Origin of the sequence: Mycobacterium asiaticum, from assembly GCF_001668675.1 — a bacterium.
GTDB lineage: Bacteria > Actinomycetota > Actinomycetes > Mycobacteriales > Mycobacteriaceae > Mycobacterium > Mycobacterium asiaticum_D.
The window spans coordinates 65,642-91,086 of the sequence record NZ_LZKQ01000210.1; the positions used below are offsets into that span (position 1 = coordinate 65,642).

General features: G+C 64.6%; 28 protein-coding genes. 20 read left to right on the forward strand and 8 right to left on the reverse strand.

The window, feature by feature from the left end:
• The first annotated feature begins 113 nt into the window (after positions 1–113).
• Positions 114–1,340, forward strand: a complete 1,227-nt coding sequence (locus A9X01_RS17820) for a cytochrome P450 (protein WP_065122010.1) — start codon at positions 114–116, stop codon at positions 1,338–1,340.
• Between the two features lie 2 nt (positions 1,341–1,342).
• Here A9X01_RS17820 and A9X01_RS17825 read toward each other — a convergent pair whose 3' ends face one another.
• Positions 1,343–2,785, reverse strand: a complete 1,443-nt coding sequence (locus A9X01_RS17825) for an amidase (protein WP_065122011.1) — start codon at positions 2,783–2,785, stop codon at positions 1,343–1,345.
• Between the two features lie 145 nt (positions 2,786–2,930).
• Here A9X01_RS17825 and A9X01_RS17830 point away from each other — a divergent pair, with 145 nt between their 5' ends.
• Complete coding sequence (locus A9X01_RS17830) at positions 2,931–4,280, forward strand: hypothetical protein (protein ID WP_065122012.1); 1,350 nt, start codon at positions 2,931–2,933, stop codon at positions 4,278–4,280.
• On the opposite strand, the gene A9X01_RS17835 is transcribed toward A9X01_RS17830, so the two are convergent.
• Positions 4,259–5,233, reverse strand: coding sequence for a carbohydrate kinase family protein (locus A9X01_RS17835; RefSeq protein WP_366663652.1), 975 nt, complete (start codon positions 5,231–5,233; stop codon positions 4,259–4,261). The genes A9X01_RS17830 and A9X01_RS17835 overlap by 22 nt on opposite strands.
• Positions 5,234–5,285: 52 nt before the next feature.
• Here A9X01_RS17835 and A9X01_RS17840 point away from each other — a divergent pair, with 52 nt between their 5' ends.
• Together A9X01_RS17840 and A9X01_RS17845 are read left to right on the forward strand one after the other, a co-directional pair.
• Entirely contained in the window at positions 5,286–5,993 is a 708-nt protein-coding gene (locus tag A9X01_RS17840) for an SDR family NAD(P)-dependent oxidoreductase (RefSeq protein WP_065122013.1), read from the forward strand.
• Positions 5,980–6,351, forward strand: coding sequence for a nuclear transport factor 2 family protein (locus A9X01_RS17845; protein ID WP_253849165.1), 372 nt, complete (start codon positions 5,980–5,982; stop codon positions 6,349–6,351). The genes A9X01_RS17840 and A9X01_RS17845 overlap by 14 nt, the downstream gene beginning before the upstream one ends.
• Before the next feature lie 3 nt (positions 6,352–6,354).
• On the opposite strand, the gene A9X01_RS17850 is transcribed toward A9X01_RS17845, so the two are convergent.
• Positions 6,355–6,651: a hypothetical protein gene (locus tag A9X01_RS17850; RefSeq protein ID WP_065122015.1), complete on the reverse strand. Its 297-nt coding sequence runs from the start codon at positions 6,649–6,651 to the stop codon at positions 6,355–6,357.
• 9 nt (positions 6,652–6,660) lie between these two features.
• Complete coding sequence (locus A9X01_RS17855) at positions 6,661–7,620, reverse strand: DNA polymerase domain-containing protein (RefSeq protein WP_065122016.1); 960 nt, start codon at positions 7,618–7,620, stop codon at positions 6,661–6,663.
• Positions 7,621–7,974: 354 nt separating this feature from the next.
• On the opposite strand from A9X01_RS17855, the gene A9X01_RS17860 reads away from it, so the two are divergent.
• Both A9X01_RS17860 and A9X01_RS17865 read left to right on the forward strand, forming a co-directional pair.
• Entirely contained in the window at positions 7,975–8,778 is an 804-nt protein-coding gene (locus A9X01_RS17860) for a mycofactocin-coupled SDR family oxidoreductase (RefSeq protein ID WP_065122017.1), read from the forward strand.
• A gap of 33 nt (positions 8,779–8,811) precedes the next feature.
• Entirely contained in the window at positions 8,812–10,380 is a 1,569-nt protein-coding gene (locus tag A9X01_RS17865) for a long-chain-fatty-acid--CoA ligase (RefSeq protein WP_065122018.1), read from the forward strand.
• A gap of 53 nt (positions 10,381–10,433) precedes the next feature.
• Here the strand turns inward: A9X01_RS17865 and A9X01_RS17870 are convergent, their stop codons facing one another.
• Complete coding sequence (locus tag A9X01_RS17870; RefSeq protein ID WP_155772144.1) at positions 10,434–11,207, reverse strand: hypothetical protein; 774 nt, start codon at positions 11,205–11,207, stop codon at positions 10,434–10,436.
• Positions 11,208–11,287: 80 nt separating this feature from the next.
• Between A9X01_RS17870 and A9X01_RS17875 the strand changes: the two genes are divergently transcribed.
• Entirely contained in the window at positions 11,288–11,491 is a 204-nt protein-coding gene (locus tag A9X01_RS17875) for a zinc-ribbon domain-containing protein (RefSeq protein ID WP_065122020.1), read from the forward strand.
• 89 nt (positions 11,492–11,580) lie between these two features.
• Here A9X01_RS17875 and A9X01_RS17880 read toward each other — a convergent pair whose 3' ends face one another.
• From A9X01_RS17880 to A9X01_RS17890, 3 genes are read right to left on the reverse strand one after another with little or no spacing between them, the layout of a single operon-like run.
• Positions 11,581–12,672: an NAD(P)H-dependent amine dehydrogenase family protein gene (locus A9X01_RS17880; RefSeq protein ID WP_065122021.1), complete on the reverse strand. Its 1,092-nt coding sequence runs from the start codon at positions 12,670–12,672 to the stop codon at positions 11,581–11,583.
• Between the two features lie 2 nt (positions 12,673–12,674).
• The gene (locus A9X01_RS17885) at positions 12,675–13,754 is read right to left on the reverse strand and encodes an NAD(P)H-dependent amine dehydrogenase family protein (protein ID WP_065122022.1); all 1,080 of its coding nucleotides are present in this window, start codon (positions 13,752–13,754) and stop codon (positions 12,675–12,677) included.
• A gap of 11 nt (positions 13,755–13,765) precedes the next feature.
• Positions 13,766–14,554: an SDR family NAD(P)-dependent oxidoreductase gene (locus tag A9X01_RS17890; RefSeq protein ID WP_065122023.1), complete on the reverse strand. Its 789-nt coding sequence runs from the start codon at positions 14,552–14,554 to the stop codon at positions 13,766–13,768.
• Positions 14,555–14,723: 169 nt separating this feature from the next.
• Here A9X01_RS17890 and A9X01_RS17895 point away from each other — a divergent pair, with 169 nt between their 5' ends.
• The 13 genes from A9X01_RS17895 to A9X01_RS17950 all read left to right on the forward strand — a co-directional run bounded on the left by A9X01_RS17895 (position 14,724) and on the right by A9X01_RS17950 (position 25,444).
• A complete protein-coding gene (locus A9X01_RS17895; RefSeq protein ID WP_065122024.1) occupies positions 14,724–15,326 on the forward strand; it encodes a TetR family transcriptional regulator in 603 nt (200 codons plus the stop codon).
• Between the two features lie 90 nt (positions 15,327–15,416).
• On the forward strand, positions 15,417–16,139 hold the full coding sequence (locus tag A9X01_RS17900) for a hypothetical protein (protein ID WP_065122083.1): 723 nt from the start codon (positions 15,417–15,419) through the stop codon (positions 16,137–16,139).
• Between the two features lie 124 nt (positions 16,140–16,263).
• A complete protein-coding gene (locus tag A9X01_RS17905) occupies positions 16,264–16,869 on the forward strand; it encodes a TetR family transcriptional regulator (RefSeq protein ID WP_065122025.1) in 606 nt (201 codons plus the stop codon).
• Between the two features lie 167 nt (positions 16,870–17,036).
• Positions 17,037–18,539, forward strand: coding sequence for a nitric oxide reductase activation protein NorD (locus A9X01_RS17910; RefSeq protein WP_172832551.1), 1,503 nt, complete (start codon positions 17,037–17,039; stop codon positions 18,537–18,539).
• The gene (locus A9X01_RS17915) at positions 18,536–19,321 is read left to right on the forward strand and encodes a CbbQ/NirQ/NorQ/GpvN family protein (RefSeq protein ID WP_065122027.1); all 786 of its coding nucleotides are present in this window, start codon (positions 18,536–18,538) and stop codon (positions 19,319–19,321) included. The genes A9X01_RS17910 and A9X01_RS17915 overlap by 4 nt, the downstream gene beginning before the upstream one ends.
• A 26-nt stretch (positions 19,322–19,347) precedes the next feature.
• Positions 19,348–19,479, forward strand: a complete 132-nt coding sequence (locus A9X01_RS31900) for a hypothetical protein (protein ID WP_301336944.1) — start codon at positions 19,348–19,350, stop codon at positions 19,477–19,479.
• Positions 19,480–19,565: 86 nt separating this feature from the next.
• The gene (locus tag A9X01_RS17920; RefSeq protein ID WP_436405282.1) at positions 19,566–20,171 is read left to right on the forward strand and encodes a hypothetical protein; all 606 of its coding nucleotides are present in this window, start codon (positions 19,566–19,568) and stop codon (positions 20,169–20,171) included.
• Positions 20,172–20,192: 21 nt separating this feature from the next.
• Positions 20,193–20,627, forward strand: a complete 435-nt coding sequence (locus A9X01_RS17925) for a hypothetical protein (protein WP_065122029.1) — start codon at positions 20,193–20,195, stop codon at positions 20,625–20,627.
• Positions 20,624–21,682: an NAD(P)H-dependent amine dehydrogenase family protein gene (locus A9X01_RS17930; protein ID WP_253849166.1), complete on the forward strand. Its 1,059-nt coding sequence runs from the start codon at positions 20,624–20,626 to the stop codon at positions 21,680–21,682. The genes A9X01_RS17925 and A9X01_RS17930 overlap by 4 nt, the downstream gene beginning before the upstream one ends.
• Before the next feature lie 59 nt (positions 21,683–21,741).
• Positions 21,742–22,977, forward strand: a complete 1,236-nt coding sequence (locus tag A9X01_RS17935) for a cytochrome P450 (RefSeq protein ID WP_065122030.1) — start codon at positions 21,742–21,744, stop codon at positions 22,975–22,977.
• Positions 22,974–23,393 carry a hypothetical protein gene (locus tag A9X01_RS17940; protein WP_065122031.1) on the forward strand — a complete coding sequence of 140 codons (420 nt, stop codon included), beginning with the start codon at positions 22,974–22,976 and terminating at the stop codon, positions 23,391–23,393. The genes A9X01_RS17935 and A9X01_RS17940 overlap by 4 nt, the downstream gene beginning before the upstream one ends.
• 99 nt (positions 23,394–23,492) lie before the next feature.
• Positions 23,493–24,470: a YihY/virulence factor BrkB family protein gene (locus A9X01_RS17945; RefSeq protein WP_065122032.1), complete on the forward strand. Its 978-nt coding sequence runs from the start codon at positions 23,493–23,495 to the stop codon at positions 24,468–24,470.
• Between the two features lie 41 nt (positions 24,471–24,511).
• Positions 24,512–25,444, forward strand: coding sequence for an LLM class F420-dependent oxidoreductase (locus A9X01_RS17950; RefSeq protein ID WP_065122033.1), 933 nt, complete (start codon positions 24,512–24,514; stop codon positions 25,442–25,444).
• Position 25,445 lies beyond the last annotated feature (1 nt).

Below are 25,445 nucleotides of genomic sequence, written 5' to 3' on the forward strand. Positions count from 1 at the left end.
CATACGGCCAAGGAATTATGTATGGCGATACCTCCGATGCCCCGCTGTAGTCGTTGACACCACCTACCCCTGGCCATACATTCGTGGCAGCCTCGTCTGCATAGGAGGGTCCGATGGCCGTCGGAATTGCGCCCAGGAACATCTTCGATGCCGATCTACCGACGCTCTCCTACCACCCCGAGGAGACCCCGGCAGCCATCTATCCCCGCATCCAGGAGGCACAGCAGCAGGCCCCAGTTGCGCTGGGACCGTTCGGCCCCGAGATCCTCTCCTATCACCTGGTTCGATCAGTGTTGCGCGACAACCGGTTTCGGATCCCGCCCGGCCTGAATCTGGTGGTGCAGGGCATCACTTCGGGCCCCTTGTGGGACAAGGTGATGAACAGCTTGCTGTGCGTGGAGGGCGATGCGCACCACCGGCTACGCAGCCTGACATCGAAGGCATTCACGCCAAAGGCCACCCTGCGCCTGCACGACACGATGGTCGACGTGATGGACGAATTGGTCGACCGGGTTGCCGACGGCGGCCGTTGCGACGTCGTCACGGATCTCGCACGCCCATATCCGGTGCCGATCATCTGCGCGCTGCTGGGCGCGCCCCGCGAGGATTGGCAACGGTTTTCGCGCTGGGCCGACGAGATCTTCAAGGCCTTCAGCTTCATCGACGGCGTGGCCGCGATCGAGCCGGACGTCATGCGCGCCTGGCGAGAGCTCGACGACTACGTCGACGAGATGGTGGCCCGGCGCCGGCACAGTCTCACCGATGACCTGCTTTCCGACCTGATCCGCGCCGAAGACGATGGCGACCGATTGAACCCGGCCGAATTGCGCATGCTCGCCGGTGGCCTGCTGTTGGCCGGTACCGACACCACTCGCAATCAACTCGCCGCATCGGTGCAGGTGCTGTGTGAGCACCGCGAGCAGTGGGAGCTGCTGCAGCGGCGGCCCGAACTGGCGATGGGTGCGGTCGAGGAGACCATGCGTCACTCGCCGATCGCGTGCGGCACCCTTCGTATGGTGGTCGAGGACGTCGAGCTCGACGGTTACCTCTTCCCGGCCGGCACCACGGTACTGGTCAATACCGCTGCGGCCAACCGAGATCCGGCGATCTACGACGAACCCGAGCGTGTGGACATCACCCGGCAGGGGACGCCGGCGATTCTGACGTTCGGCGGCGGCATTCACTACTGCCTCGGCGCCAACCTGGCCCGAGGCGAGCTCGCCGAAGCGCTCACGGTGCTCACGCGCCGATTCCAGAATCCGCGATTGGCGGGTCCGGTCCCCTGGAAGCCGATGGTGAGCCTGAGCGGTCCGATCAGCTTGCCGATCGAATTCGGTTGATGTTACGGAATCGCCGGGCGGTACCCCGCCCACGGGTGCGCCGATTCCAGTTGCGCGGCAACGCGAATCAGCACGTCCTCCCTGCCGTAAGCGGCGGCGAGCTGAACGCCGATCGGCAGACCGTCGGCGTTGCGATGCAGCGGCAGGCTGATCGCCGGTTGCCCACTCATGTTGAACGGCGGTGTGAAGGCGGCGAACTCGCCGCCGCGACGCATCGGTGCCGTCGGGTGTTCCGGGTTGTTCTCGAACTCCATTAACGGAATTGGCGGCTCGGAAACGGTCGGGGTGAGCAGCAGGTCCCAGCCGTCGGCCCACCACTGCTGCAACGCACGCCGGAAGGCGTACACCGCGTTCTCGGCCGCGGCATAGTCGACGGCACTGACGTGCCGCGCCCGCTCGATGAGCACCCAGTTCACCGGTTCGATGTCCGCGGCGGTGACTTCGCGGCCCAGCGTCGCGCTGAAGCCACGCGCCGCCATCGCCAGCTGCGTGGCCCACAGCGCCATGAACTTCTGCTGCAACGTCGTATCGGCCAGACACGACGGGTACGCCGGCTCGACGATGTGCCCAAGATTTTCCAGCATCGACGCGGCGGACCGCACCGCGGCAACGCAATCGTGGTGGACAAGGCCGCCGCGCGGATGGAAGTCGAGCAGCCCGACGCGTAGCCGGCCGGGTTCGGCGCCGACCTCCTCGAGGTAGGGCCGCACCGGCGCGGGCGCGATGACGGTGTCACCCACACCGGGGCCGCGCACCGCGTCCAGCAATCCGGCAGTGTCGCGCACCGTCCGGCTCACGCACAGCTCCACTCCCAGACCCACCTCGGCGCGGACCGGGCCGACGGTGATCCGGCCCTGGCTCGGCTTGAGCCCCACCAGTCCGCAGCACGACGCCGGGATCCGGATGCTGCCACCGCCGTCGGAGGCATTGGCGAACGGAACCATCCCGACGGCCACCGCCGCGGCCGCGCCGCCACTGGACCCGCCCGGCGTGCGGTCCAGGTCCCACGGATTGCGCGTCGGGCCCCAGGCCAGCGGCTGGGTTGTAGGCAGGCTGCCCATCTCGGGACTGTTCGTGCGCCCGGCGATGACGAGTCCGGCCGCCTTGAACCGGGACACCAAGGTTGTGTCGGTGGTGTCGATCCGGCCCGCCTCTTTGAGCGCAACGTTGCCGTTGGACATCGTCTGGCCGGCGAAGCTGGTGTAGAGGTCCTTCAACAGGAACGGCACGCCGCGGAACGGGCCGTCGGGCAGCGCGGGGTCGGCGGCCACCGACCGGGCGTGTTCGAACCACTCGATGACCACCGCGTTCAGCGCCGGGTTGGACTGTTCGATGCGTTCGATCGCCGCATCCAACAATTCGGCGGGGGTCACCTCGCCCCGGGCGATCAGCGACGCCTGGTCCGTGGCGTCCATCCAGCGTGTTTGTTCGGCGAGGCCCGTCATGGCTCTTGGTCTATCACGGCCCACTCAGCAAAACATCGTTGCCAACTCGTAAAGGCCACCTGCCTCGCGACAGGAAATGCCCAAGTCGCCTCTCGCAGCGAACGCCTTTAGGCTCGAAGGACACGACTCAGCGGGGGGAAACGCTATGAGGGTGCCTACCGGGCTGTTCGCGTCCAGACGCTTGCGCGCGCTGGCCGCCGCTTTTGGCTGCCTGGCCATTGCCTCTTGTGCCACCACCGCGACAGTGACTCCCCCCGCCGCCCACACCACGCAGACCACGATCAAGCCGCCGCCCAACACCGTTGCGCCACCGCCCCAGCACATCAGCGCGTTGGCCAAGGATTGGAAAACCTACGGCGAAACCGTCTACTTCGGCTGCCCTAGCGAATTCTCCGCCAGCAAATCCGCACTCGATGACATTCGGCCCAAAATTCTGGACCCGAAATCCGCCGATCTGATCATGCCGGCGGTGCCTGCGGTCGCGGCCGGCGAAACCGTCACCGGCGCCATGTGCGCACTGTCGAACAACGTCAGCGACATGAAGGTCGTGTACGTCGTCGCCACCGTCAAACCGCAGAACGGGCCGCAGCCTGGCGCCGCCAGGACCACTGCCTATGTGTTCGACTTGAAGTCCAGTCAACCGCTGGCCACCAGGGATCTGCAATCGCCAAACCCCGAGCTGAAACTGGCCACCGCGAAGGACTGGCGACTGGCGCCGACCACCACCGGCGTGGCCTGGATCAACGCCTACACCGACGCCCGTGGAACGCCTGCACCACCAAGGACGGTGGTCCTTTCCAACACCGATCTGACCGAGCTGTGGGCTGACCCGCAGCAGGGGCGAGTGTGGCAGGACGTGCTGTCGTTCCAGCGCAGCACCGTGCCCGGCAGCACGGCGGGTGCGGAATTGCGCTTGCCCACCGGCGAACCCATTTATCAGGACAACGACATCGCCACCGTTGAGGGCGAATTGTCCGACGGGCCAGACAAATTGGTGCAGATCACGCACCGGGATGCAGAGAATCCGCCAGTGCTGTCCACCGAGTTTTTCGACCTGGGTACCCGAGCCCTGATCAAAATCGGTGACAGCGAAAGGATTTCCGGCGGCGGACTGGTGGCGACGTTATCGGACGGGAAGTTGTTCGTCGACGGCCGCGGCTCGGATACGTCGCAGTTCGGCTACGGCGTGTGGAATCTGCGCACCCAGCACTGGGATCTGCTGACCAATCGAGACGACGCCAAGAAGCAGCCGATCTCGAAGCTGGCGTTCTTCGGTGACCACCTGTATGTCACCAACACCGGCGGCACGTTCTCGGTGCTCGCCCTGCCCGGAACCGACCCGGTCGCATCCACCTGGTCCGGCCGTCCGTTCGGCCGGATAACAGGCTGGACGCTGGTCTGCCAGGGTGAGACGGCGCCCGCCCAGCGCGGCGACTGCAAGGAGATCGTCCTGGTGCAGGACGCCGACGGCCGTTACCCCGGGCCCTGGTTCTGAGCGGCGAAATCGTCGACGACCGCAAGGTCGTACACCCCGGCATCGGTGCCCAAGCCACCGGCGACATGGGCCGCCACCGCACAGCCCAACCGCGCTGACTCGGCGAAGTCACGACCGAAAGCGCGGCCGAGGATGAATCCCGCGGAGAACGCGTCGCCGCATCCGGTGGTGTCGACGACGTCCACCGCATAGGCAGGCACCGCAACGGCCTCATCCGCGGTGACCACCAGGGCGCCCTCCCGCCCTCTGGTGACCGCGACACAACCCACGCCGGCGGACAGCAGCTTCCGCGCGCCCGTCTCCAGGTCCGCCGCACCGGTGAAGCCAAGGACCTGCTCGTCGTTGGGCAACAGGTAGTCGGTGTACGGAAAGGCCTCGGCGATCCAGGCCAGCAAGCCGGGATCCCCGGCGGCGAGAATGTCGATCGAGGTGCTGCAGCCGTTGCCCTTGGCGTGCCGCAGCAGTGTTGCGGCAGCGGTTCCGCCGAGGAACTCAGGACCTCCCAGATGCACATGGGTAACGTCGGCGAGCTCGTCGAGGTCGACCGCATCAAGGCTGAAGGCGGCGTTGGCTCCCACGCAGTGCCATGCGGGCCGATCCCCGTTGGGCCGCACCGGAATCACCGACGCGGATGTCTGGCTCCCCTGGATCCGCACCAAACCGCCGACATCCACACCACTGGACCCGAGCAACGACAACAGGACGTCGCCGAGCGGGTCGGCGCCGATGGCTCCATAGGAGCGGACGCGGGCTCCGAGGCGGCTCAGCACGACGGCGGTGCCACCCGCGGTGCCGGCCGCGGACACCTTGATCGTCTCCACCAGTTGACCGTCGGATCCCTGCGGAATCGAGGCGACCCCGACGATGTGCGTGTCGAGGACATGGACGCCGACGACGGCGATGTCGGGCTGAGTCACCATGTGGTTCCATTCACTCAGAGCGGCGGAATTCACCGCAGCCAAATGGTCGTTGACGAGTGCACCACAGTCAGAAGGGGTTCTGCCAATGAGTGAACGCGTCGCCATCATCACCGGCGCCTCGCAGGGGATCGGTGACGCACTCGTCGCCGGCTACCGCGACCGCGGCTACGCCGTGGTGGCCAACTCGCGCCGCATCAACGAGAGCAGCGATCCCTTGGTGCTCGCCGTACCGGGCGACGTCGCGCAGCCGGGGGTCGGTGATCGCATCGTCGCGGCGGCGCTGGAGCGTTTCGGCCGGGTCGACACCGTGGTCAACAACGCCGGGATCTTCGTCCCCAAGCCGTTCACGGAGTACACCGACGCAGACTACGACGCGGTCACCGGCGTGAATCTACGTGGCTTCTTTGAAGTTTCGCGTGCCGCCATCGCCGCCATGCTGTCCCGCGACGGCGGCGGGCACGTCGTCAACATCTCCACCAGCCTCGTCGACCACCCGAACTCCCAGGTGCCATCGGCGTTGGCGTCGTTGACCAAGGGTGGACTCAACGCCGCGACCACAGCGCTCGCGGTCGAATACGCGGACCGCGGCATCCGCGTTAACGCGGTGGCGCTGGGCAACATCCGCACACCGATGCATGACCCGTCGACGCACGACTTCTTAGCTCGGATGCATCCGCTCGGACGACTCGGTGAAATCGGTGAAGTCGTCGACGCGGTGCTCTACTTGGAGGGCAACTCGTTCGTCACCGGCGAGATCCTGCACGTGGACGGAGGCCAAAGTGCCGGACACTGACGCAGCACAGGTAGTCCGTGCGGTGATGAACCGCTGGAAGACGAACATCGACGTGCACGAACCGCAGCGGGTCGCCGAGCTGTTCACCGACAATGCCATCTTTCAGGGTCTGCGGCCGTACAGCGTTGGGCCGCAAGGCGTTGCCGCGTACTACGACTCGCAACCGCTCGGCATGACGGTGTCCTATGACATCCTGGAAACCCGTCCGCTTGCCGGTGCCGTGCTCGCATACCTGCACGCCGACTTCTCCTTCCCCGACCGGCCGACCATCAGCGTCCGCATCGGCGTATTGATCACCGAGGGCGAGGGCGAGGGCGAGGGAAAGATCGCGTACTACCAGGCTTCGCGAATCGAGTAACCACTACTCGGACAGCGACGGGTCGCCGTCCAGTACGAAGCCTTGCTTTTGCTGCAGCCGCTTGGCCACCGCCAGCGCGACACGCACATCCGACGGCGGTTTGTCGTTGTCGAGTGTTCCCTTGGTAATTCCCAGCGCGATCATGATGTCGGCGTAGGTGATGAACAAACCCATCCAAAATGCCCACCGCATCTGCGGATCCGGCTGCGACGCAAAGAACAGGATCAGGAAGATCGGCCCGACGATGCCGAAGATGAATATGGTGAGTTGAATTCCGAGGTACCGCTTGAACGTTGACACCTCTGCTCCTCAGTTCTCGTTCGCCCGTCGCGCCCGGGCACGTCGCTTTCCCTCATGCATCGCGGCCACCCGAGCGACCGGAATCGCGCGGCCTTGCTCAATCAGATCATGCGGCAGGCGTTGCGGCCCAGGCATCGAGTCGACCCAGGGGTCGCGGCCGCCGAGAGCGTCGATTGCCGAGTGGACGGTGAAGTCGGCGGGGTTCACCCGGTCCAGGTCGGACCAGTCCAACGGGAATGACACCGGAGTGCCGGGGCGCAATCGCGGGCTGTAGGCGGCGGCCACCGTGGCACCCCCGGCCCGTGTCGCGTCGACGAACACCTTCCCCGCGCGGTCCTCCACGACGAATGCCGTTGTCGCCAACGCAGGGTCGAGCGCTTCGGCGCGGGCGGCGAGGGCCCGGGTCGCCGCCGCGACATCATCCACCGGCGCGTGGTCGTCGATCGGTACGAATATGTGAATGCCCTTGGCGCCGCTGGTTTTGACCGCGCCGCCCAAACCGCAGTCCTGTAGCGCCTGACGCACCAGCTGGGCCACTTTCACGACCGCGGCAAAGCCGCCCTCGGCGGGCGGGTCGAGGTCGAGCACGAGGTGGGTGGGCCGATATATGTTGTCGGCAAACCCCAACGCGGGGTGGTATTCGACGGCTCGCTGATTGGCGAGCCACAGCAGCGTCCGGCGGTCGTCGCAGACCGGGTAGTGCACCTCGCGATGGGACGCCTCCGCCCAGATGACCACCGTTCGCACCCATTCCGGGGTGTACTTGGGTGCGTTCTTCTGCATGAAGGGCGCGCGTCCCCGCAACACCCGCAGCACGGTCAGCGGACGGTCGGCGAGTGCGGGCAGGATCCTGTCCGCCACCGCATCCAGGTAGTCGATCAGGTCGCGCTTGGTGGCGCCGGCCTCGGCACTCAGCGGCTGGTCCAGATTGGTCAGCTCGACTCCCGCCCGCTGCTCACCGGCGCCCATATGTAAAGCCTATGCGCACCAGATTGACAGCTTCGAACCGTGCCGCAACGACTACCGTGTTATTTACATGCAGTCAGTTCGAAGGCGGGTGTACACCGTGAAGTTGTTGATGGCAGCAGTGATGGCTGCGGCCGCGCTGACCCTCGCCAGTCCGCCACCCGCACACGCCGATCCGACACCCCCGGCCCCCGGTTGCTCCGAGGTCAGTTGTCACCAGCCGCCCCGCGCGCTACCCGCTCCGACGCGCGGAGTCCTGGGATGTGTTCGGGGTGCCTGCGTCCCGCGGCCCGAGCCGACCCGAACGCGGCACTAGGCTCCCGGTGGACTGACGGTCACCCGCTAACGTTGCGCGCTATGGGTGTCTTGGATGGACGGGTTGCATTAATCACCGGAGGGGCTCGCGGACAGGGCCGGGCGCATGCATTGGCGCTGGCGGCCGAAGGCGCCGACATCGTCGCCGCCGACGCACCGGCACCGATGGCGGGCCTGACCTATCCCCTCGGCACCGAGGATGACCTGCGCGAGACGGCCAAGCTCGTCGAAGAGCTGGGGCGGCGGTGCCTGCCGGTGGCCGTCGACGTGCGTGACCCGGCCCAGGTCAACGCGATCGTCGAGCAGACCGTCAACGACATGGGCAGCCTCGACATCGTGGTAGCCAACGCCGGCGTGGTCAGCACCGGGCCGCTGGATCAGGTCACCGATGAGATCTGGCGGCAGTTGGTCGACACCAACCTGACCGGCGTGTTCCATACGCTAAGGGCTGCCATCCCCGTGATGCGGCGACAGCGGTTCGGCCGGGTCGTGGTGACCTCGTCCATGGGCGGTCGGATGGGCATCCCTGAGCTCGCGGCTTACAACGCCACCAAGTGGGGCGTGATCGGACTGGCCAAGTCGGTCGCCCTTGAGGTCGCCAAAGAGGGAGTCACCGTCAACGTCGTTTGCCCCACCACGACGCAGACACCGATGGTGCAGCCCGCCGGCGGCGACGACATCCCCGACGATCTGGTGCGCCGGATGATGAAGGCCAATCCGATTCCGCAACCGTGGCTGCAACCCGAGGACGTCAGCCGCGGCGTGGTCTACCTGGTCACCGACCCGGGGGTGGTGACCGGCTGCGTGTTGGAGATTGGTCTGGGCGGTAGCGCGCGGATCAACTGATCCCTATTCGATCGACAATGGAAGGCTCACGGCATGCCGGATCTAGCAAACCCACGGTTCCTCGACGAGCGCCTCGCCCATTGGGCCGCGACCAAACCCGACGAGGAAGCCATCGACTACCTGGACCGGAACTGGACCTGGGCGCAGTGGAATGACCGGGTGCGCCGGTTGGCCGGCGCTCTGACCGAACTCGGCGTGCGGCGCGGGGATGTGGTGGCGTTCTTGGACAAGAACCATCCTGCCTGCGTCGAGCTGACTTTCGCCGCCGCGTCGCTGGGCGCGGCGAACGCGATCATCAATTTCAGGTTGGCGGCGGACGAACTCGACTATGTGCTCAACGATTCGGGCGCCAAGGTGTTGATCGTCGGATCCGAGCTGAAGCCGAACGTGGAAAAGGTGCGCGGGGCACTGACCAACGTCGAGCACATCTTTGAGGTCACCCCCGACGGCGCCGACGGCGACGAGTACGAGGCGCTGTTGGCCGGTGCGACACCGGTCGACCGTTCCGCGGATGTCGAACCGGACGACGTGTGCATCATCATGTACTCGTCGGGTACTACGGGGCGCCCGAAGGGCGTCGAGTTGACCCAGGCGAACATGATCGCGCATACCCTCAACGCACACGAGGGTTTCGATTTCGATCCCGGTGACAAGAGCATGGTGTCCATGCCGCTGTTCCACGTGGGCGGTTCGTCGTACGTGCAGTTCGGCATTCACGACGGGGTGCCGAGCGTGATGACCCGCGACGTCGACGGCATGACCCTGGCCGGGGCGATTCTCAAGGGCGCCAACCGGACCTTCCTGGTTCCCGCGGTGCTGGCCAAGGTGCTCGAGTCCGGCGAGGACGCCGTGAAACTGTTCGGCGCGCTGAAGACGTATTCGTACGGGGCGTCGCCGATGCCCCTGCCGCTGCTGCGTGCGGCGCTGAAAGCCTGGCCGAACACCGACTTCATCCAGGCCTACGGTCTGACCGAATTGTGCGGTGTGATCAGCCACCTGCTCCCGGAGGCGCACCGGGCGCAGGACCACCCGGAGCGGTTGAGCAGTGCGGGGACGCTGGTGCCCAACGCCGAGGTGCGGGTCGTCGACCCCTACACCCTGCAAGACGTGCCGACCGGCGAGCAGGGCGAATTGTGGTTCCGTTCACCGCAATTGATGAAGGGCTACCACAACAAGCCGGAGGCAACGGCCGAAGCCATCACCGAGGACGGCTGGTTCCGCACCGGCGATATCGGTCGCGTCGACGAGGACGGCTATATCTTCGTGGAGGACCGGCTCAAGGACATGATCATTTCGGGCGGGGAGAACATCTACTCGATCGAGGTGGAGCGTGTCCTGGCCGAACACCCAGCGGTGACAGAGGTCGCCGTCATCGGGGTGCCGGACGAGAAATGGGGTGAGGTGGTCAAAGCCGTTGTCGCCCTTGAGGGTGAGGTCACCGAGCAGGAGCTGATCGCGTTCACCCGGGAACGGCTGGCCGCCTACAAGTGTCCCAAGACCATCGACATCGCCGACGCGCTACCCCGCAACCCGACGGGCAAGATCCTGAAAAAGGATCTGCGCAAGCCGTATTGGGACGGCCGCGACCGCGCGACCGTGTGACGCCCACCGAAGCACGCGTGGAGTGATCCGATGCGGACCGCTCGCGGACCCGATCAACCTGCGGGCAGCGTGACAACCAGACCCGCGTCCCATGCGCGATCCAACAGGCCGGCCACGTCGATGTGCATGGCTGCTTCAAACTCGGGAGTTGCCACTAGATCTCGTACGTAACACAGGACCTGCTCGGCGACAATTTGGTCTACCCCGCCGACCCAGCCGATGAGGCGAGCACCGAAGCCGACTGGATCGACGGTTGTGCGGACATAATGTTTCTGCACTTCTTCGAGCTCAACGGTCACCGTGCACGGGGGGTCGAGCCGCAACCGAAATCGCGTCTGCACCTCAACCTGGCCGCGGTAGCGGACGAGTCGCCCCGCTATCCGTACCTCCACCCGGAGCTCGATTGGGACGATGACGATTTGGCGCCAGTAGTCGTGATCACAGGTGGCGACGCGGACCCGCCCGCGCCTACCTCGCGCCGTCGCCGACGCGATCCCGCCTGGCCCGACTTCGAGCGGGCCGATCGTGAGGTGATCACCTACTAGGCGAGCCACCACCTGGCCAACCCTGTCGGGCGGCGCCGCCGCGAGCAGCACGAGAGCGGTGAACTGTTCGGGGGTTAACTCACCCACCGACGTCCGCTCCGTCACCTCGCTGTTCACTCCCGCACGCCTGGCAACAATTGGGTGAGTGGCGATGTCGATTCCCTCATTACCGTCGTCGCAGGACGTGTCGACGGCATTCGACACGATGTCACTGGCCGAAGCAGACCGGTCCGCGTTGTTGCCCTCCACCCCGATTTGTGTTCCCGCATCGCGTCTGGGCAAACAGATCAAGAGTCGACACAGTTCAACGGTCCGCCGCCCCCACCACGGACGTCCTACGGCGAAACCCCTACGCTGGTGTCGTGTTGTTCTTCTTCAGCTACGGCAACAAGGAGAAGTACCTCGGCGTGGGAGAGGTCAGGACCTGTCCGCGCTGCCACAACACGACGCAGTGGACGCGGATGCAGGAATACAAGCAGATCACGCTGTTCTTCGTTCCGGTCGCGCGGTGGAGTCGCAGACAGTTCGAGGTCTGCGGCATCTGTGGTACCGCCGTTGCCGCCTGAGGGCGCTCGGTGACTACCGGCAAGGTCGCTCGCAAACGGGCAAACAGCTAGGACCCGTGACCGGACGTAGTCCGCTCGTCCGAAAGCCTTCAGCGCACCACGCCGCGTAGCGTCACCAGCCCAAGTTCCTTGTGGGTGAGGAACCCTGGTGATGCATCACAGACGGCCGGGATGGTGTTGACCGGGCCCATCGCCGTCCAGGTGTATCCGGGATTTCCGTGATCACCGTTTTCATCGGCGGCGCCGCGCAGGATCAATTCGGTGGACACGTCGCCCTGCACCACCAGGCGGTAGTGGTAGTAGCCGTCCCAGTCGGGCTTGGGGTCAATGGCGTCGTGCTCGATGAACGAGTACATCTCGTGCAGGGTGATGAAGGGCCGGCCGTCTACCCAGGCCGTCCACTCGTGCTGCTGGGATGCCACGGTGCCCTTCTTGATGACCCCCTTCAACCCGGGCATATCCATTTCTTCGGTTCCCTCGTACGGAATGTCGCGCGTGGCCAGCCCGATTTTTGTTTCTGTTGTGAACTTGTCGACGGACTTGCCCACGCCGTCCACCACCATGGACAGCGACTGCGCGAACAGGGACCACGCTGCCCCGAACAAATTCCCCGCTTCGAATTCCGCGGGCTCCTTCCCGAATCCCATTTCGTCGAGGTACTTGAGCGTGTCCTTGTTGAAGTTCACCACTTCGTAAATGTGAATGCGGTCGATCCGGCTCGCGATCCGGCACAGCGTCAGCACCAGCAGGTCCGCCGCAAAGCCGGGATGAATCCCGCCGCCGTGGAACGATGTGCCGCCCTGCCGGCATGCTTCCTCAATCTTGTCGATGTCCGCGGCGTTGGTTTCGGTTCGGTACCACCAGGCACCACCGGAGGCGACGACGTTCTTGCCGCCCCGCAACAGTCGGCAGATCTCGTCGAGGTCGGACCAGAGCGGTGCATAAAACACACAGTCCGCATCCAGTGCTTCCAGGGCGGCCTTGTCGGTTGTTGCGAGCACACCGAACGGGGCCACCCCGACAAGTTCGCCGGCGTCTTTACCGACCTTCTCGGGGCGACTACAAAGCACGCCGACGACCTCGTAGACGGGGTTGTCGGCGAAATGGCGCAACGCGAGCGTTCCGACATTTCCGATGCCCCACTGGATTACGCGATACTTTTTCTCCGCCGTCTGCGTCATCGCTATTCCTTCCACATGAGCCCCCGGAGAGCCTCCGCGGGCGGTATCTCGTCGACGGCGATCAATCCCGCGGGCGCACGACACACCCAGTCGATGACGTTCACGGCCCGCGCGGCCGTCGAGATACAGCCGGCGTCTGTCGTATCGAATACCGGATGCGAGATATGTGTGTTGATCTCAATTCGGGGTTCGCCCTCGGCGACTACCCGGTGTACCCCGGGTTCGCCGTCTGGCGGGTAGGGCCATTCGGGTGCGGCGGCGTTGGTGAGTCTGGTGATGTGCTCCAGCGTGATCACTGGCTGCCCGTCGACGACGCCCTCGGCGGCGAACCGGACTGCGGCCATTCCGCCCGGCTCGACTCTGGTCATGATGCAGTCGATCGGCTCCGGCGTGTACCAGCGTTCATCGCGTTGCCGCACCTCGTCGAGTGTGATCCCAAGGTGGTCCGCCAGATTACGAACTGCGCCTCCGAACATGGACACCACAACGCCGGGCAAAAAGAGCATCGGCGGGTCGCCATCCGGTTTCATGCCGAAGCCCATTGACTTGCCGGTGAATTCGTAGTCATCGTAATTGGCGTAGTCGAATATTTCCTGGACGGTGATCGAGGAAATACGTGTCGTGAGGCTACACGCCGAGTAGACCAGGGTGTCCCCGGAGAACCCTGGGTCAATGCCATTGACATACAGCGACGAGTTGCCCGCCTCGCACGCCCGCTGCAACGGGTCTCGCAGCCATTCATCGGCATGCCGCGGATTGGCAAGCCAAACCAGTGATGTGCCAACCACATTGGTACCGGCGGCGAGAAATCTTGCGATTTGGTCGATGACCTCCATCGGCCGGGTCTCGCCCAGCGCCGTGTAAACCACGCAGTCGGCGCCGAGGGCGACGAGCGCATCGACATCATCGGTGGCCGTGATGCCGGTCGGCTCGGTCAACCCGCACAGCTCGGCGGCATCCTTGCCGACCTTCGCCGGGCCTGAGGCGTGGACTCCGACCAGCTCAAGGTCCGGGCGCCCGATGATGGCCCGCAACGAATGTCGTCCCACGTTGCCGGTCGAGAACTGGATCACCCGGCGCATCAGCAGCCTCCTCAGTAGTCCGGGATCGGCAAAGGCGAGTTGTTCGAGTCGATTCCGCCGTCCACGTGGAAGATCGCGTTGGTGGCGTAGCAGTCGGCCGTACTCAGGTACACGCAGAGGCGACCGAGGTCCTCGACATTGCCGAGCCGATGCAGCGGGGTGGCTTGCTGCATTTTCTCCAGCGACCCAGGCATCAGGTCGAGGCTGGACTGCAAGCCGTCGGTGGCGAACGAACCGAGTGCGATGGCGTTGACCCGGATCTTCGGCGCTAATTCCTGGGCCATCGCGCGGGTCAACGCTTCCAGCGCGCCCTTTGCGGTGCAATACGAGGCCAGCGCGCGGATGCCGAAGCGTCCTGCGCCTGAAGAGATGTTGACGATGTTGCCGCGGCCGGCCTCGATCATGTGCGGGGCGACGAGCTGGCTCATGATGAACGTGGACTTGACGCACCAGTCGAAGGCGAGTTGGAAATCTTCGTCGGTGATATCGAGAAATCTGGCGTACGTGGCCCCGCCGACGTTGTTGATCAGGATGTCGACCCGACCGAATTGCTCGATAGCCGTCGAGACCACTCGCTCGCCGTCCGGGCGGCTCATCGCGTCGGCGACCAGTGCCAGCCCCTTGCCGCCGGCCGCCTCGATGCCGTCGATGGTGGCCACGATGTCCGATTCCGTCCGCGCCGTTCCCACCACCGTCGCACCGGCTTCCGCGAGCACCCTCGCAATGCCTTGGCCCACACCCTTACCGGCGCCTGTCACAATGGCGACCTGTCCAGCCAAGTTGAACTGCTCCAAAGCCATGCCAGCTCCCTCTCGCAGACCGCGGACGACGACGCGCCGTCCCCATCTAACGGCTGAAACTGACTTAAGTCAACGATGGATTGGGTGATGTGCCTCCACCTCACCTGGCCCGGCGGTAATCCTCGCGATACTGTTTGCAGTGGGGCTCGCCTAGGAACAGAACGGAACAATGACGTCGAGCAATCGGGTTTCGGTCCGCGAGACCAAACGTCTACAGACGCGAGAGCGCCTGATGGGTGCGGCAGTGGCCGAGTTCAAGCGCTCGGGAATGGCCGAAGCGGACGTCGGGGCAATCGTAGCCGCCGCGGGAGTTGCCCACGGCACCTTCTTTTTTCATTTCCCCACCAAAGAGCACGTGCTACTGGAGCTGGAGCATCGCGAAGAACAGCGCATCGCCGGCCAGTTCGGCCGATTCCTGGAAGCCGAGCACGACCTTGCGGATGCCCTGCAAGAGGCCGTTCGGCTGATCTCGGGCCTGGAACGCCGCCTGGGCGAAGTGTTGTTCAAAGAGTTTCTGGCGCTGCATTTTTCGCAGACGCGTCCACCCGCCGAAGATGGCAGGGACCATCCGGTCATCGTGGCCCTTGCCCAGGAGATCGCGCAGGCACAGGAAGCCGGCCACGTTGATCCGGACGTGAACCCGATGAACAGCGCCGTGTTCTTTCTGCTCGGTCTGTACGCGCTGTTGACGACGACGAACACGTGGCCGACGCGCGACGCCATGCTCGGCGACTACGTGACCAGGTCGTTGCGAAGCCTCGGAGTGCGATAGTTTCGACCCGTCACCAGCCGCCAACGGTGTTGACCTTAGTCAGTTTGTGGACTACAACAGGCGGGGGAGGCAACCTTGAATCTGCCCACACTGAACTTCCGTCGCTCCACCGGAAACGGGGCACCCGCACCCAGCAACCGGGACGGCGTGGCCTTCGACGAGCACACGGAGGAGTCGCGGCTCGCCCAGCGGCAGGCCGACAAATGGCTGATCTCCGGCTCGCTGTTGATCGGCACCGCCGCCCTCGGCATCTTCGGCCTTCCGCTGTTTCTGCGCGGAGTCTGGCTGCTCCGGCGCGCGCAGCGGACCGGCCTGTCCGTGCGGCCAATGCTCGTCACCCTGCTCGGCTATCTGGTCATCATCGACGCCGCCATCAACACGGTGGGTTGGGCGCTGGACATGGTCGGCAACCACACCCTGCTTGGCAGAGTGCTTTTGGTGGGCTGGGGCAACATGTTCGATGCCGGCTACTTCTGGCACTTCAACGAATTATGGATCGGTGGCGCGGCCGGCCCCGGCGAGAAGGGCTGGGAGATCGGGTTGATCTTCACCGTGTTCACCATGCGGATTGCGGCCGGGATCGGCTTCTTGCAGATGAAGCGGTGGGGACACCAATGGATGGTGGTCACCTGCTGGATGGGCGTGGTGATCTGGATCGGCTACGTGTTCAACATGACCATGTACGCGGACGTGCGGTTTTCCGGCGTCATCCTTCCAGTCATCGGCTGGTGGCTGTACGACATCTTCTACATCACCCCATTCCTCGCGATCCCCTACCTGCATACGGTCAATCGCGAGATCTTTTCTGACTGACTTTTGTCATAGCCGATCCCCTTGGCACTTGAGCTGATTTAGCGTTTCCCACAGGTCTTTCGGGAACTACGGCACGATACTTCTATTGACTTCAGTCAGCAACAAGACTACAACAGAGCGCAGGATGACTGCCCAAGTCAGAACGTCTCTGCGCGAAGCGCAGCGCTTGCAAACGCGTCAGCGGTTGCTCGGCGCGGCGCTGGCCGAGTTCCAGCGGGCAGGCATGGCCGCCGCCGAGGTGAGTGCGATCATCAGCGCCGCCGGCGTCGCGCACGGCACGTTCTTCTTCCACTTCCCCACCAAAGAGCATGTCCTGCTCGAACTGGAGACTCGGGAAGAAGCGCGCATGGCGGCCGAACTGGCGCGCTTTGTTACGAAGCCTCATGACCTGGTTGCTGTCCTGACCAAGGTGACACGACTCGTCGTCGACCTCGAACAGCGCCTCGGCGGCCCGCTCTTCAGGGACTTTCTTGGTATCCATTTCTCCCCCACCCGCCCCGCCCGTGATGAGGAGTGGACCGATCACCCGCTGATTGTGCTGCTGGTCAACGAAATTCAGCGAGCACGCGATCTCGGTGCTGTGCACGCCGATGTCGACCCGTTCTACAGCGCCGTCTTATTTCTGCTGGGCGTCTACGGTGCGCTCAGCACGACCCCGTCCGGCCACACACGCGACACGATGCTGGGTGAGCTCATCGCCACTGCCGTCCGGAGCCTGGAGCCTCGATGAATCCTGCAACCCGATAAGGAGATTGGCGCATATGGACATGGTCTGGGAGCTGTTGCGGTACGTCGCCGCTTGGGGCGGTACCGCTTTGATCATTTGGTTCTGGTACTGGATGTTCTCCAACATCGGAACGTTCTAAGCACGTGACCGAGGCGGCCGACACGTCGGCGATGACGATGGAGCGCAGTTGCGCCCTGACGGCGGTGGCGCTCAGCGACCGGCGCCGCCAAGGCGCCCGGTTGATGACCGGCGACCAGCGCAGCTTCGGCTTGAGCGGCGAGCTGGACACCGTGCTCGTCCCCTACCCGTCGTTCGCCCGCGACTGGACGCGGCGAACGTTAACGTGCGGGGTCGCCCTGCAATGCTCGCCGTCCAAAGATCGTCTCGCGCAATACCGGTTGACCGATCTGTCTGCCCGAGAGCACCGCGCGCTGGTGATCATCGAGGCCGGCGTCGCCCTGGGCTGGATCGCCGCCAGGTGGCCGGGGTTGATGCCCGAGTTGCACAGGGTGCTGCCCGACATCGAGGTCGGCGACCCAGAACTCGATGCCGCGGCGATGTTCGACCGGGCAATCGAAATGGCGCGTGCCGGTCAGTCGCTTCCCGAATATTCTCTGCTCGGCACGTTACCGCGCACCTACTCGAGTGCTCGCGGATTGGCCAGTGCGATCAAGAGATTCGGCCGCATGCCGTGGACCACAACTCAGAAACGTCATCCCCGTGCCCACTCCGTCCCGGTCGGTGGAGACGGCGGTGTGCGCAATCCCAACCTGCCGCCGCCGAGTCGGCCCGAGGACAACGACCTGGACATCAGTCCCGAACGGCGACAGGGCATTCCTTATCCGGAGTGGAATGCGTGGACCAAGAGCTTCCTGAAGGACCACGTCGCGGTGCTCGAACTCCCGCCCGGGCCGCGCGGCGGTCAGCCGCAACCACTCTCGGCGAATCTCCGTAAATGGTTCGAGGAACACACGCACCGTGCGATGACCAACGGGCTCGAAGACGGGTCCGACCTCGACGTCGACCAATACGTCCGCCACTACATCGACACCATGACCAGCCAGACGAGCGAACCCCGAATATTTCGGGAACTCATGCCGAGCGGCCGCGACGTCACCACCGCATTGTTACTTGACGGAAGTTCGTCATTGGGTGTCCACGGCGGGCGGATCTTCCGGCTGGAACTGGAATGCGCCGACGCGCTGTCGCGCGCGATGACGCTCGCACGCGAACGTCACGGGATCTTCGTGTTCACCGGGAACACCAGGCATCGCGTCGAAGTTCGCTGTCTCAAGGATTTTCGCGACGGTCGATATGTGGCTCCGGGCAGCCTCGGCCTGATGACCGGCGGCTACACCAGGCTTGGTGCACCGATTCGCCACTTGACATCGCGCCTGCTGGCCCAGCCTTCGGAGCGCCGCCTGCTCATCGTGATCGGCGACGGGCTGATCTCCGACGAAGGTTATGAAGGCCGCTATGCGTGGGCCGACGTGGCGCACGCCGTCGAGGAAGCCAACGACGCCGGTGTCTCCGTGTACTACGTGGGTGTCGGGCCCACCCGCGTCGATCCACTGCCCGAGGTATTCGGGTCGCGCCGGTCCCGGCGCATCAAGCGTGTTGAGGAACTCCCGCGGGTGCTCGCCCACGTCCACCGAGAGCTGGTTGCTGCATGACTGACACCTACATCGCCAACGGCAATGAAGTCGAATTGTTCGAACAGGCCTACCGCGAACGCATTCCGGTAATGCTCACCGGCCCGACCGGCTGCGGTAAGACCCGCTTCGTCGAACACATGGGTGCGCTGCTTGGCCAGCCCGTCGTCACCATCAGCTGCCACGACGACCTCACCAGTTCCGACCTCGTCGGCCGGTTCATGGTCACCGGCGGTGACGTGGTGTGGACCGACGGTCCGTTGACCAGAGCCGTCAAGGCGGGGGCAATCTGTTATCTCGACGAGGTGGTGGAGGCCCGGCACGATTCGTTGGCGATCCTGCACTCGCTGACCGATCACCGCCGGGCTCTCTACCTCGATCGCGCGGACGAGGTTGTCCGGGCGCCGGATTCGTTCATGCTGGTCTGCTCCTACAATCCCGCCTACCGCAGCTCCCTGAAGGAGCTGAAGCCGTCGTTCCGTCAACGATTCGCCACGCTCCCGATGAAATACCTACCACCCGAGCAAGAGGCCGAGGTGATCGTCGCGGAATCGGGGCTGGAGGTCACGACGGCCAGGCGTCTTGTGCACTGCGCCAATGCTATCCGGAACGCCGACGATGTCTTCCACTTCGAGCCGCCGTCCACCAGGGTGCTGGTCACCGCGGCGAAACTGATCGCGGCCGGCGCCTCCGAAATGAACGCGGCCGAGGCCTGCATACTCGCGCCGCTCAGCACCGACGGTGCGATCAACGACGGTTTGCGTGAAGTCGCGGCGGCGACATTGCTCGCAAGCAACTCCTAGGACCACGAGGGAAAGGCATCAGCGAAATGGTGGACCAACAAGAACGCAAGCGCAAGAAGGCACTGATCGTCTTCCAGATCTTCATCTACGGCTACCTGCTGATCATGTTCAGCATTCAGCTGTACATGTCCTTCGCCCGGGGCTGGTGGGATCTGTGAGTCTTTCTGTCGCTCCGCAAGACTCGGTCGGCCTCGGCGAACACGACGACGAATCGCAGCAAGCACAACGCCGGGCCGACAAGTGGATGATCGTCGGCGCCGGCTTGATGGGATGCTGGGCGCCCGGTCTCATCGGGTTCCCCATCTTCATGCGCGGAGTCTGGTTGCAGCGCCAGGCGTTGCGTGCGGGCTTGTCGGTTCGGCCGATGATCATCACCTTGATCGGTTACCTGGTCCTGATCGACGGAATGCTCAACACCCTTGGCTGGTCCTTGGATCTCGTCGCCAACCACACCTTGATCAATCGGGTGCTGATGGTCGGCTGGGGCAACATGTTCGATGCCGGTTACTTCTGGCACTACAACGAATTGTGGGTCGGCGGTGCGGCGGGCCCCGGTGAAAAGGCCTATGTGGCGGGGCTGATTCTCACCGTGTTCTCGATGCGGGTCGCCGCGGCGATCGGATTCCTGCAAATGAAGCGGTGGGGCCATCAATGGATGATCATCACCTGCTGGATGGGCACGGTCATCTGGACCGCATACGTGTTCAACATGACGATGTACGCCGACGTGCGCTACGCCGGTGTCGTTTTCCCGGTGATCGGCTGGTGGCTTTTCGACATCTTCTACATCACCCCGTTCCTGGCCATCCCGTACCTGCACACCGTCAACCGTGAAATCTTCTCCGACTGAGGCTGCTGAAGGAGCACTTCCATGACCACCACGCCATCACCCACAGCCGAAAACGAAGCGGCAGAAGCCCTTCCACCGGGTACCACGCCCTATTACGCGCGCATGCACAAGTGGATCAAGCGGGCGGTACTCGTGTGCCTGGTGGCGCTGGTCATCGAGGGCGCGTTCACGCTTCCGTTCATGGCGGTCTACTACGGCTATCCGACGTTGAGCCTGACCGAGATCTGCAGTGAGTTACTCAAAGTCCGCTACTCCGACGACAACTTGGAGTGCAAGTACCCCTACCCGCCGCTGGGACCGCCGGAAGGCGCCGAAGGCAAGGACACCGCCAAGGACGTGTGGGGTATTCAACCGACACCGAAATACCACCGGCTCGGGTTCCGTGAACTGGTGCGCATCCACGAGGAAAGGCTCGCCCGCCAAGCCGCGCAACAGCAGGCCGGCGCGAAGCCGTGACACCGAAGCTGCGCGTCGTCCAGTGGACGACGGGCAACGTGGGCAAGAAATCCGTCCACGCCATCACCGCCAATTCACTGCTGGAACTCGTCGGCTGCTACGCGTGGTCGCCCGAAAAGGTCGGCCGTGATGTCGGGGAACTGTGTGGCATCGCGCCTCTCGGAGTGCACGCCACCAACGATGTCGATGCGCTGCTCGGCCTGAAACCCGATTGCGTCGTCTACAACCCGATGTTCGCCGATGTCGATGAGGTGGCGCGCATTCTGCGAGCCGGAATCAACGTCGTGACCACCTCGGAATTCATCACCGGGCACCAACTGGGCTCCGCCCGGGGCCGCATCAGCGACGCGTGTGCGCAAGGCGGCGCGACCATCTTCGGTAGCGGCATCAACCCGGGGTTCATTCAACTCCTCGCGATCGTCACCGCCGGCCTCTCCGACCGAGTCGACCGGATAGCGATCGTCGAATCCTTCGACACCAGCATCTACAACTCACCGGCGACGGAGATACCGATGGGTTTCGGCTACCCGATCGGCCAGCCGGATCTGCACACGATCACCGAAAAGGGATCCGGCATCTTCCGCGAAGCGGTGCAGCTGCTAGCCGATGCCCTCGGCGTTCAACTCGACAACATCAGTTGCACGGCCGAATACGCCCAAACCACAGAAGATCTCACACTGCCGGGCGACTGGACGATCAAGAAGGGATGTGTGGCGGGCATCGACGTCCGGTGGAAGGGGATTTTCGATGCGCGCGAGGTGGTTGAGCTCCGCGCCGTCTGGACCAAGGGTCAGTCCCTGGACCCGGCCTGGTCGACGAACTTCGGTTACACCGTCACCGTCGAGGGTCGCCCCACCATCAAGACAACGCTGAATTTCGAACCGCCACCGGACTTTCACGGCGAATCGATCGAGGACTACATCATGCTCGGGCTGACCATTACCGCGATGCCGCCGATCACGGCGATACCCGCGGTAGTCGCGGCGCCGCCCGGCATCGCCACCTACACCGACCTGCCCCTGCTACTTCCGCGAGGCGTGCTGGCAAGCAACTGAAAGGAGGGGTATTCGATGTCGAAGACCTATCGGGTGATCCAACGAGGGCTGGTGCGCAGATGACCGCCGCGACCAGCGCGCCCAGCATCTTCGATGCGGGACTGCCAACGCTTGAATACGACGTCAACGAACCACCACATGCGGTCTGCGACCGAATCCGGGCCGCACAGCAGGTCGCCCCGATCGCCCTCGGCCCGCTTGGTCCCGAAGTGCTTTCATACGAACTCGCCCGGGGCATTCTTCGCGATACCCGGTTCGTCATCCCACCGGGCCTTCATCTGGCTGCCCAGGGCGTGACGTCGGGTCCGCTGTGGGACCGGGTCGTCGGCAGCATCATCTGCGCCGAAGGCGCCGAACACCATCGGCTGCGCAGCCTCGTCTCGCGGGCCTTCACCCCTCGCGCAATTGCCCGGCTCGACGACACGATCGCGAGCGTGCTCAACGACCTGATCGACGGCGTGGCCGGCGCGGGGCGCTGCGACATCGTCACCGATATCGCCCGGCACTATCCGATCCCGATCATCTGTGCGTTGATCGGTGCGCCACGTGGAGATTGGGGCCAGTTCGAAGGATGGGCCGAAGCCATCTTCAAGATGGTCAACTTCTCGGTCAACCTGATCGAGGAGATGCCAACCGTCCTGCGCGGGTGGGCCGAGCTCGACGCCTACGTCGACGACATGATCGCCGACCGGCGGCACCACCTGACCGAAGACCTGCTCTCCGATCTCATCCGCGCCGAGGATGACGGCGACCGACTCAGCGCCGACGAATTACGCATGACGGTGGCTGGACTGTTACTTGCCGGCACCGACACCACTCGCAATCAACTGGCCGCCTCCCTACAGGTCCTGCTGGATCATCCCGAACAGTGGGCGCTGCTGCGGGACCGCCCGGAACTGGCCATGTCCGCGGTCGAGGAGAGCATGCGTCACTCGCCTGCCGTCTGTACCACGGTGCGCACCGTGGCTGAGGACGTCACGTTCGGCGGATACACCTTCCCGGCCGGCGCGTTCATCTTCGTCAATTCCTTTGCGGCCAATCGTGATCCCGGCATTTATCCGGACCCCGACCACTTCGACATCACCCGGCAGGGGGCACCCGCGGTGTTGACGTTCGGCGGCGGCGCGCACTACTGCCTCGGCGCGAACCTGGCCAGGAAGGAATTGGCCGAAGGGCTCAAGATTCTGGCGCGACGGATGCCCGATGCCCGCCGTGCCGGCCCGGCCCCCTGGAAACCGATGATGGGCATGAGCGGACCGACCAGCCTGACCATCGAGTTCGGGCCAGGGCGATGACCGACGCACCGTCGCGGCTGCATCACGTCGTCTTCGCGGTGGCCCGGGACCGGCACGACCGGGTGGGGCAACTGTTCACCCAACTCGGCTTCAGCTTCAACGACCTCACCCTGGACGAGTTGGGACTGCGGGTGCTGCTGGACTGGGAGCGGGGCATCGAAGTGATCAGTCCCGACCCGGGATCGACCGCCGCGGTCGCCGCCTCAGTGACCGAATTCCTGTCCACTCATGGTGACGGCGTTTACACGGTGGTGGTGCAAGTTCCGGGCGCCTCGGAAGCGGAGGACATCGCCCAGCGCTACGGTTCGATCACCCGATTCCGACAGGGATTCTCCGGTGACGGCAACTACCTCGAGGAGATCGATCTTTCGGTGTGCGGGCTGCCGCTCACGTTCCTGGCCACCAACCTGCCGTGACCGTTCACGGCGCGCCTGGTTGACATCGCGCCGTTGGGGGTATCTCACCGGCAGCCCTGCGGGCGGGGATGGCTTCGGTGTGATTGAAGTGAGACGGCGATGGTCGGCTGGCTGGACAGGCTGCAGCGACGCAACCGCGGCGTGGGGTTGGTCGTCGCGGTCATCTACAAGTACCTCGACGACCAGGGCGGATACCTGGCCGCACTGATCACGTATTACGCCTTCGTGTCGCTGTTTCCGCTGCTGTTGCTGCTGACCACCGGCCTCGGAGTGCTGCTTCGCGGCCGGCCGGATCTGCAGGCGCAGGTGCTGCACAGCACGCTGAGCCAATTTCCGGTCATCGGCAGCCAGCTACACCAGCCGGAAGGCCTCAGCGGAGGAACCGTCGCCGTGGTGGTCGGCATTCTCGGCGCGCTCTACGGCGGACTGGGCGTGGGGCAGGCGGTGCAGAACGCGATGGACTCGGTGTGGGCGGTGCCGAAGCACGCGCGTCGCGACCCGATCAGGAGCCGCAAACACAGCCTGATCTTGCTCCTGGTGCTTGGCTCGGCTGCCATTGCCACCACTGTCCTGTCCGCCGTCGGCCATGTGACCGGATCGCTGGGCGTGGTGGGGAAGCTCGGCGTCACCGTCATCACGGTGTGTATGAACGCCGTGATCTGTCTGGTGCTGTTCCGCGTCACCACCGCACGCGAGTTGACCTACCGGCAGGTGTTGCCGGGTGCGCTGGCGGGCGCATTGATCTGGCAGGTGCTGCAATGGTTCGGCGCCGGGTACATCGGGCATGTCGTGAAAACGTCGAGCGCCACCAACAGCGTCTTCGCGCTGGTCCTTGGCATGCTGGCATTCTTGTTCCTGATCTCTTCGACGCTGGTGCTCTGCGCCGAGATCAACGTTGTCCTGGTCGAGCAGCTGCACCCGCGCGCGTTGCTGACCCCCTTCACCGACGACGTCGATCTGACTCCGGCGGACCGTAAGACCTACACCAGGAAAGCCAAAGCCGAACGCGTCAAGGGTTTCCAACGGGTCAGCGTGAAGTTCAGCGATCTGCACCGCAAGGAGACGCACGCGCCGTGAGCCGTTAACATGTTGCGGTAACGACGGATTCGGAAGGAACCATGGAGTTTCGGGTATTTGTCGAACCGCAGCAAGGCGCCTCGTATACCGACCAGCTCGCCGTCGCGCAAACCGCCGAACGGCTCGGTTATGACGCGTTCTTCCGCTCGGATCACTATCTGGCGATGAGCGGCGACGGTCTGCCCGGTCCGACCGATTCGTGGGTCACCTTGGGAGCGATCGCGCGCGAGACGTCCCAGATACGCCTAGGCACGCTGGTTGCTTCGGCGACCTTCCGCTACCCCGGCCCGCTCGCGATCGCGGTGGCACAGGTGGACGAAATGAGCGGCGGCCGAGTTGAATTCGGTTTGGGCAGCGGATGGTTTGACGCCGAACATCAGGCCTACGGCATTCCGTTCCCACCGGTGCGGGAGCGGTTCGACCGGCTCAGCGAACAGCTGGCCATCATCAAGGGACTCTGGACGACGCCGCCGGGCGAAACGTTCGACTATTCCGGTACGCACTACACGATCGCCGGATCGCCGGCCCTGCCCAAGCCGGTGCAGAGCCCGCATCCGCCGATCGTGATCGGTGGCACGGGCGCCAAGCGCACACCGGAGCTGGCCGCCGCTTACGCCGCCGAGTTCAACTTGCCCTTCGTCTCGATGGAGGTGGCGGAGAGACAATTTCGGCGGGTGGCCGACGCGGTCGACGCCGCGGGCAGGGCGCCGGACTCGATCGTCTACTCCTGCGCCTTCGTGTTGTGCGCCGGGCGAGACGACGCCGAAGTGGCCCGTCGGGCATCGGTGATCGGCCGCGAGGTCGACGAGATGCGCTCCAACAGCCCGCTGGTCGGCACGCCCGCCGAGATCGTGGACAAGCTCGGGCTTTGGGCGGAGTTGGGGACGCAGCGCGTATACGCGCAGATGCTGGATATGTCCGACCTGGCGCACATCGAGCTTCTTGCCGAACAGGTGATCCCGCAGCTGCGGTGAC

Excerpts from the sequence above, each read along its gene's own strand:
- A9X01_RS17820 (WP_065122010.1), top strand. The coding sequence starts at position 114 with ATGGCCGTCGGAATTGCGCCCAGGAACATCTTCGATGCCGATCTACCG.
- A9X01_RS17825 (WP_065122011.1), bottom strand. The coding sequence starts at position 2,785 with ATGACGGGCCTCGCCGAACAAACACGCTGGATGGACGCCACGGACCAG.
- A9X01_RS17830 (WP_065122012.1), top strand. The coding sequence starts at position 2,931 with ATGAGGGTGCCTACCGGGCTGTTCGCGTCCAGACGCTTGCGCGCGCTG.
- A9X01_RS17840 (WP_065122013.1), top strand. The coding sequence starts at position 5,286 with ATGAGTGAACGCGTCGCCATCATCACCGGCGCCTCGCAGGGGATCGGT.
- A9X01_RS17855 (WP_065122016.1), bottom strand. The coding sequence starts at position 7,620 with ATGGGCGCCGGTGAGCAGCGGGCGGGAGTCGAGCTGACCAATCTGGAC.
- A9X01_RS17860 (WP_065122017.1), top strand. The coding sequence starts at position 7,975 with ATGGGTGTCTTGGATGGACGGGTTGCATTAATCACCGGAGGGGCTCGC.
- A9X01_RS17865 (WP_065122018.1), top strand. The coding sequence starts at position 8,812 with ATGCCGGATCTAGCAAACCCACGGTTCCTCGACGAGCGCCTCGCCCAT.
- A9X01_RS17880 (WP_065122021.1), bottom strand. The coding sequence starts at position 12,672 with ATGACGCAGACGGCGGAGAAAAAGTATCGCGTAATCCAGTGGGGCATC.
- A9X01_RS17885 (WP_065122022.1), bottom strand. The coding sequence starts at position 13,754 with ATGCGCCGGGTGATCCAGTTCTCGACCGGCAACGTGGGACGACATTCG.
- A9X01_RS17890 (WP_065122023.1), bottom strand. The coding sequence starts at position 14,554 with ATGGCTTTGGAGCAGTTCAACTTGGCTGGACAGGTCGCCATTGTGACA.
- A9X01_RS17895 (WP_065122024.1), top strand. The coding sequence starts at position 14,724 with ATGACGTCGAGCAATCGGGTTTCGGTCCGCGAGACCAAACGTCTACAG.
- A9X01_RS17905 (WP_065122025.1), top strand. The coding sequence starts at position 16,264 with ATGACTGCCCAAGTCAGAACGTCTCTGCGCGAAGCGCAGCGCTTGCAA.
- A9X01_RS17910 (WP_172832551.1), top strand. The coding sequence starts at position 17,037 with ATGACGATGGAGCGCAGTTGCGCCCTGACGGCGGTGGCGCTCAGCGAC.
- A9X01_RS17915 (WP_065122027.1), top strand. The coding sequence starts at position 18,536 with ATGACTGACACCTACATCGCCAACGGCAATGAAGTCGAATTGTTCGAA.
- A9X01_RS31900 (WP_301336944.1), top strand. The coding sequence starts at position 19,348 with ATGGTGGACCAACAAGAACGCAAGCGCAAGAAGGCACTGATCGTCTTC.
- A9X01_RS17920 (WP_436405282.1), top strand. The coding sequence starts at position 19,566 with ATGATCGTCGGCGCCGGCTTGATGGGATGCTGGGCGCCCGGTCTCATC.
- A9X01_RS17925 (WP_065122029.1), top strand. The coding sequence starts at position 20,193 with ATGACCACCACGCCATCACCCACAGCCGAAAACGAAGCGGCAGAAGCC.
- A9X01_RS17935 (WP_065122030.1), top strand. The coding sequence starts at position 21,742 with ATGACCGCCGCGACCAGCGCGCCCAGCATCTTCGATGCGGGACTGCCA.
- A9X01_RS17940 (WP_065122031.1), top strand. The coding sequence starts at position 22,974 with ATGACCGACGCACCGTCGCGGCTGCATCACGTCGTCTTCGCGGTGGCC.
- A9X01_RS17945 (WP_065122032.1), top strand. The coding sequence starts at position 23,493 with ATGGTCGGCTGGCTGGACAGGCTGCAGCGACGCAACCGCGGCGTGGGG.
- A9X01_RS17950 (WP_065122033.1), top strand. The coding sequence starts at position 24,512 with ATGGAGTTTCGGGTATTTGTCGAACCGCAGCAAGGCGCCTCGTATACC.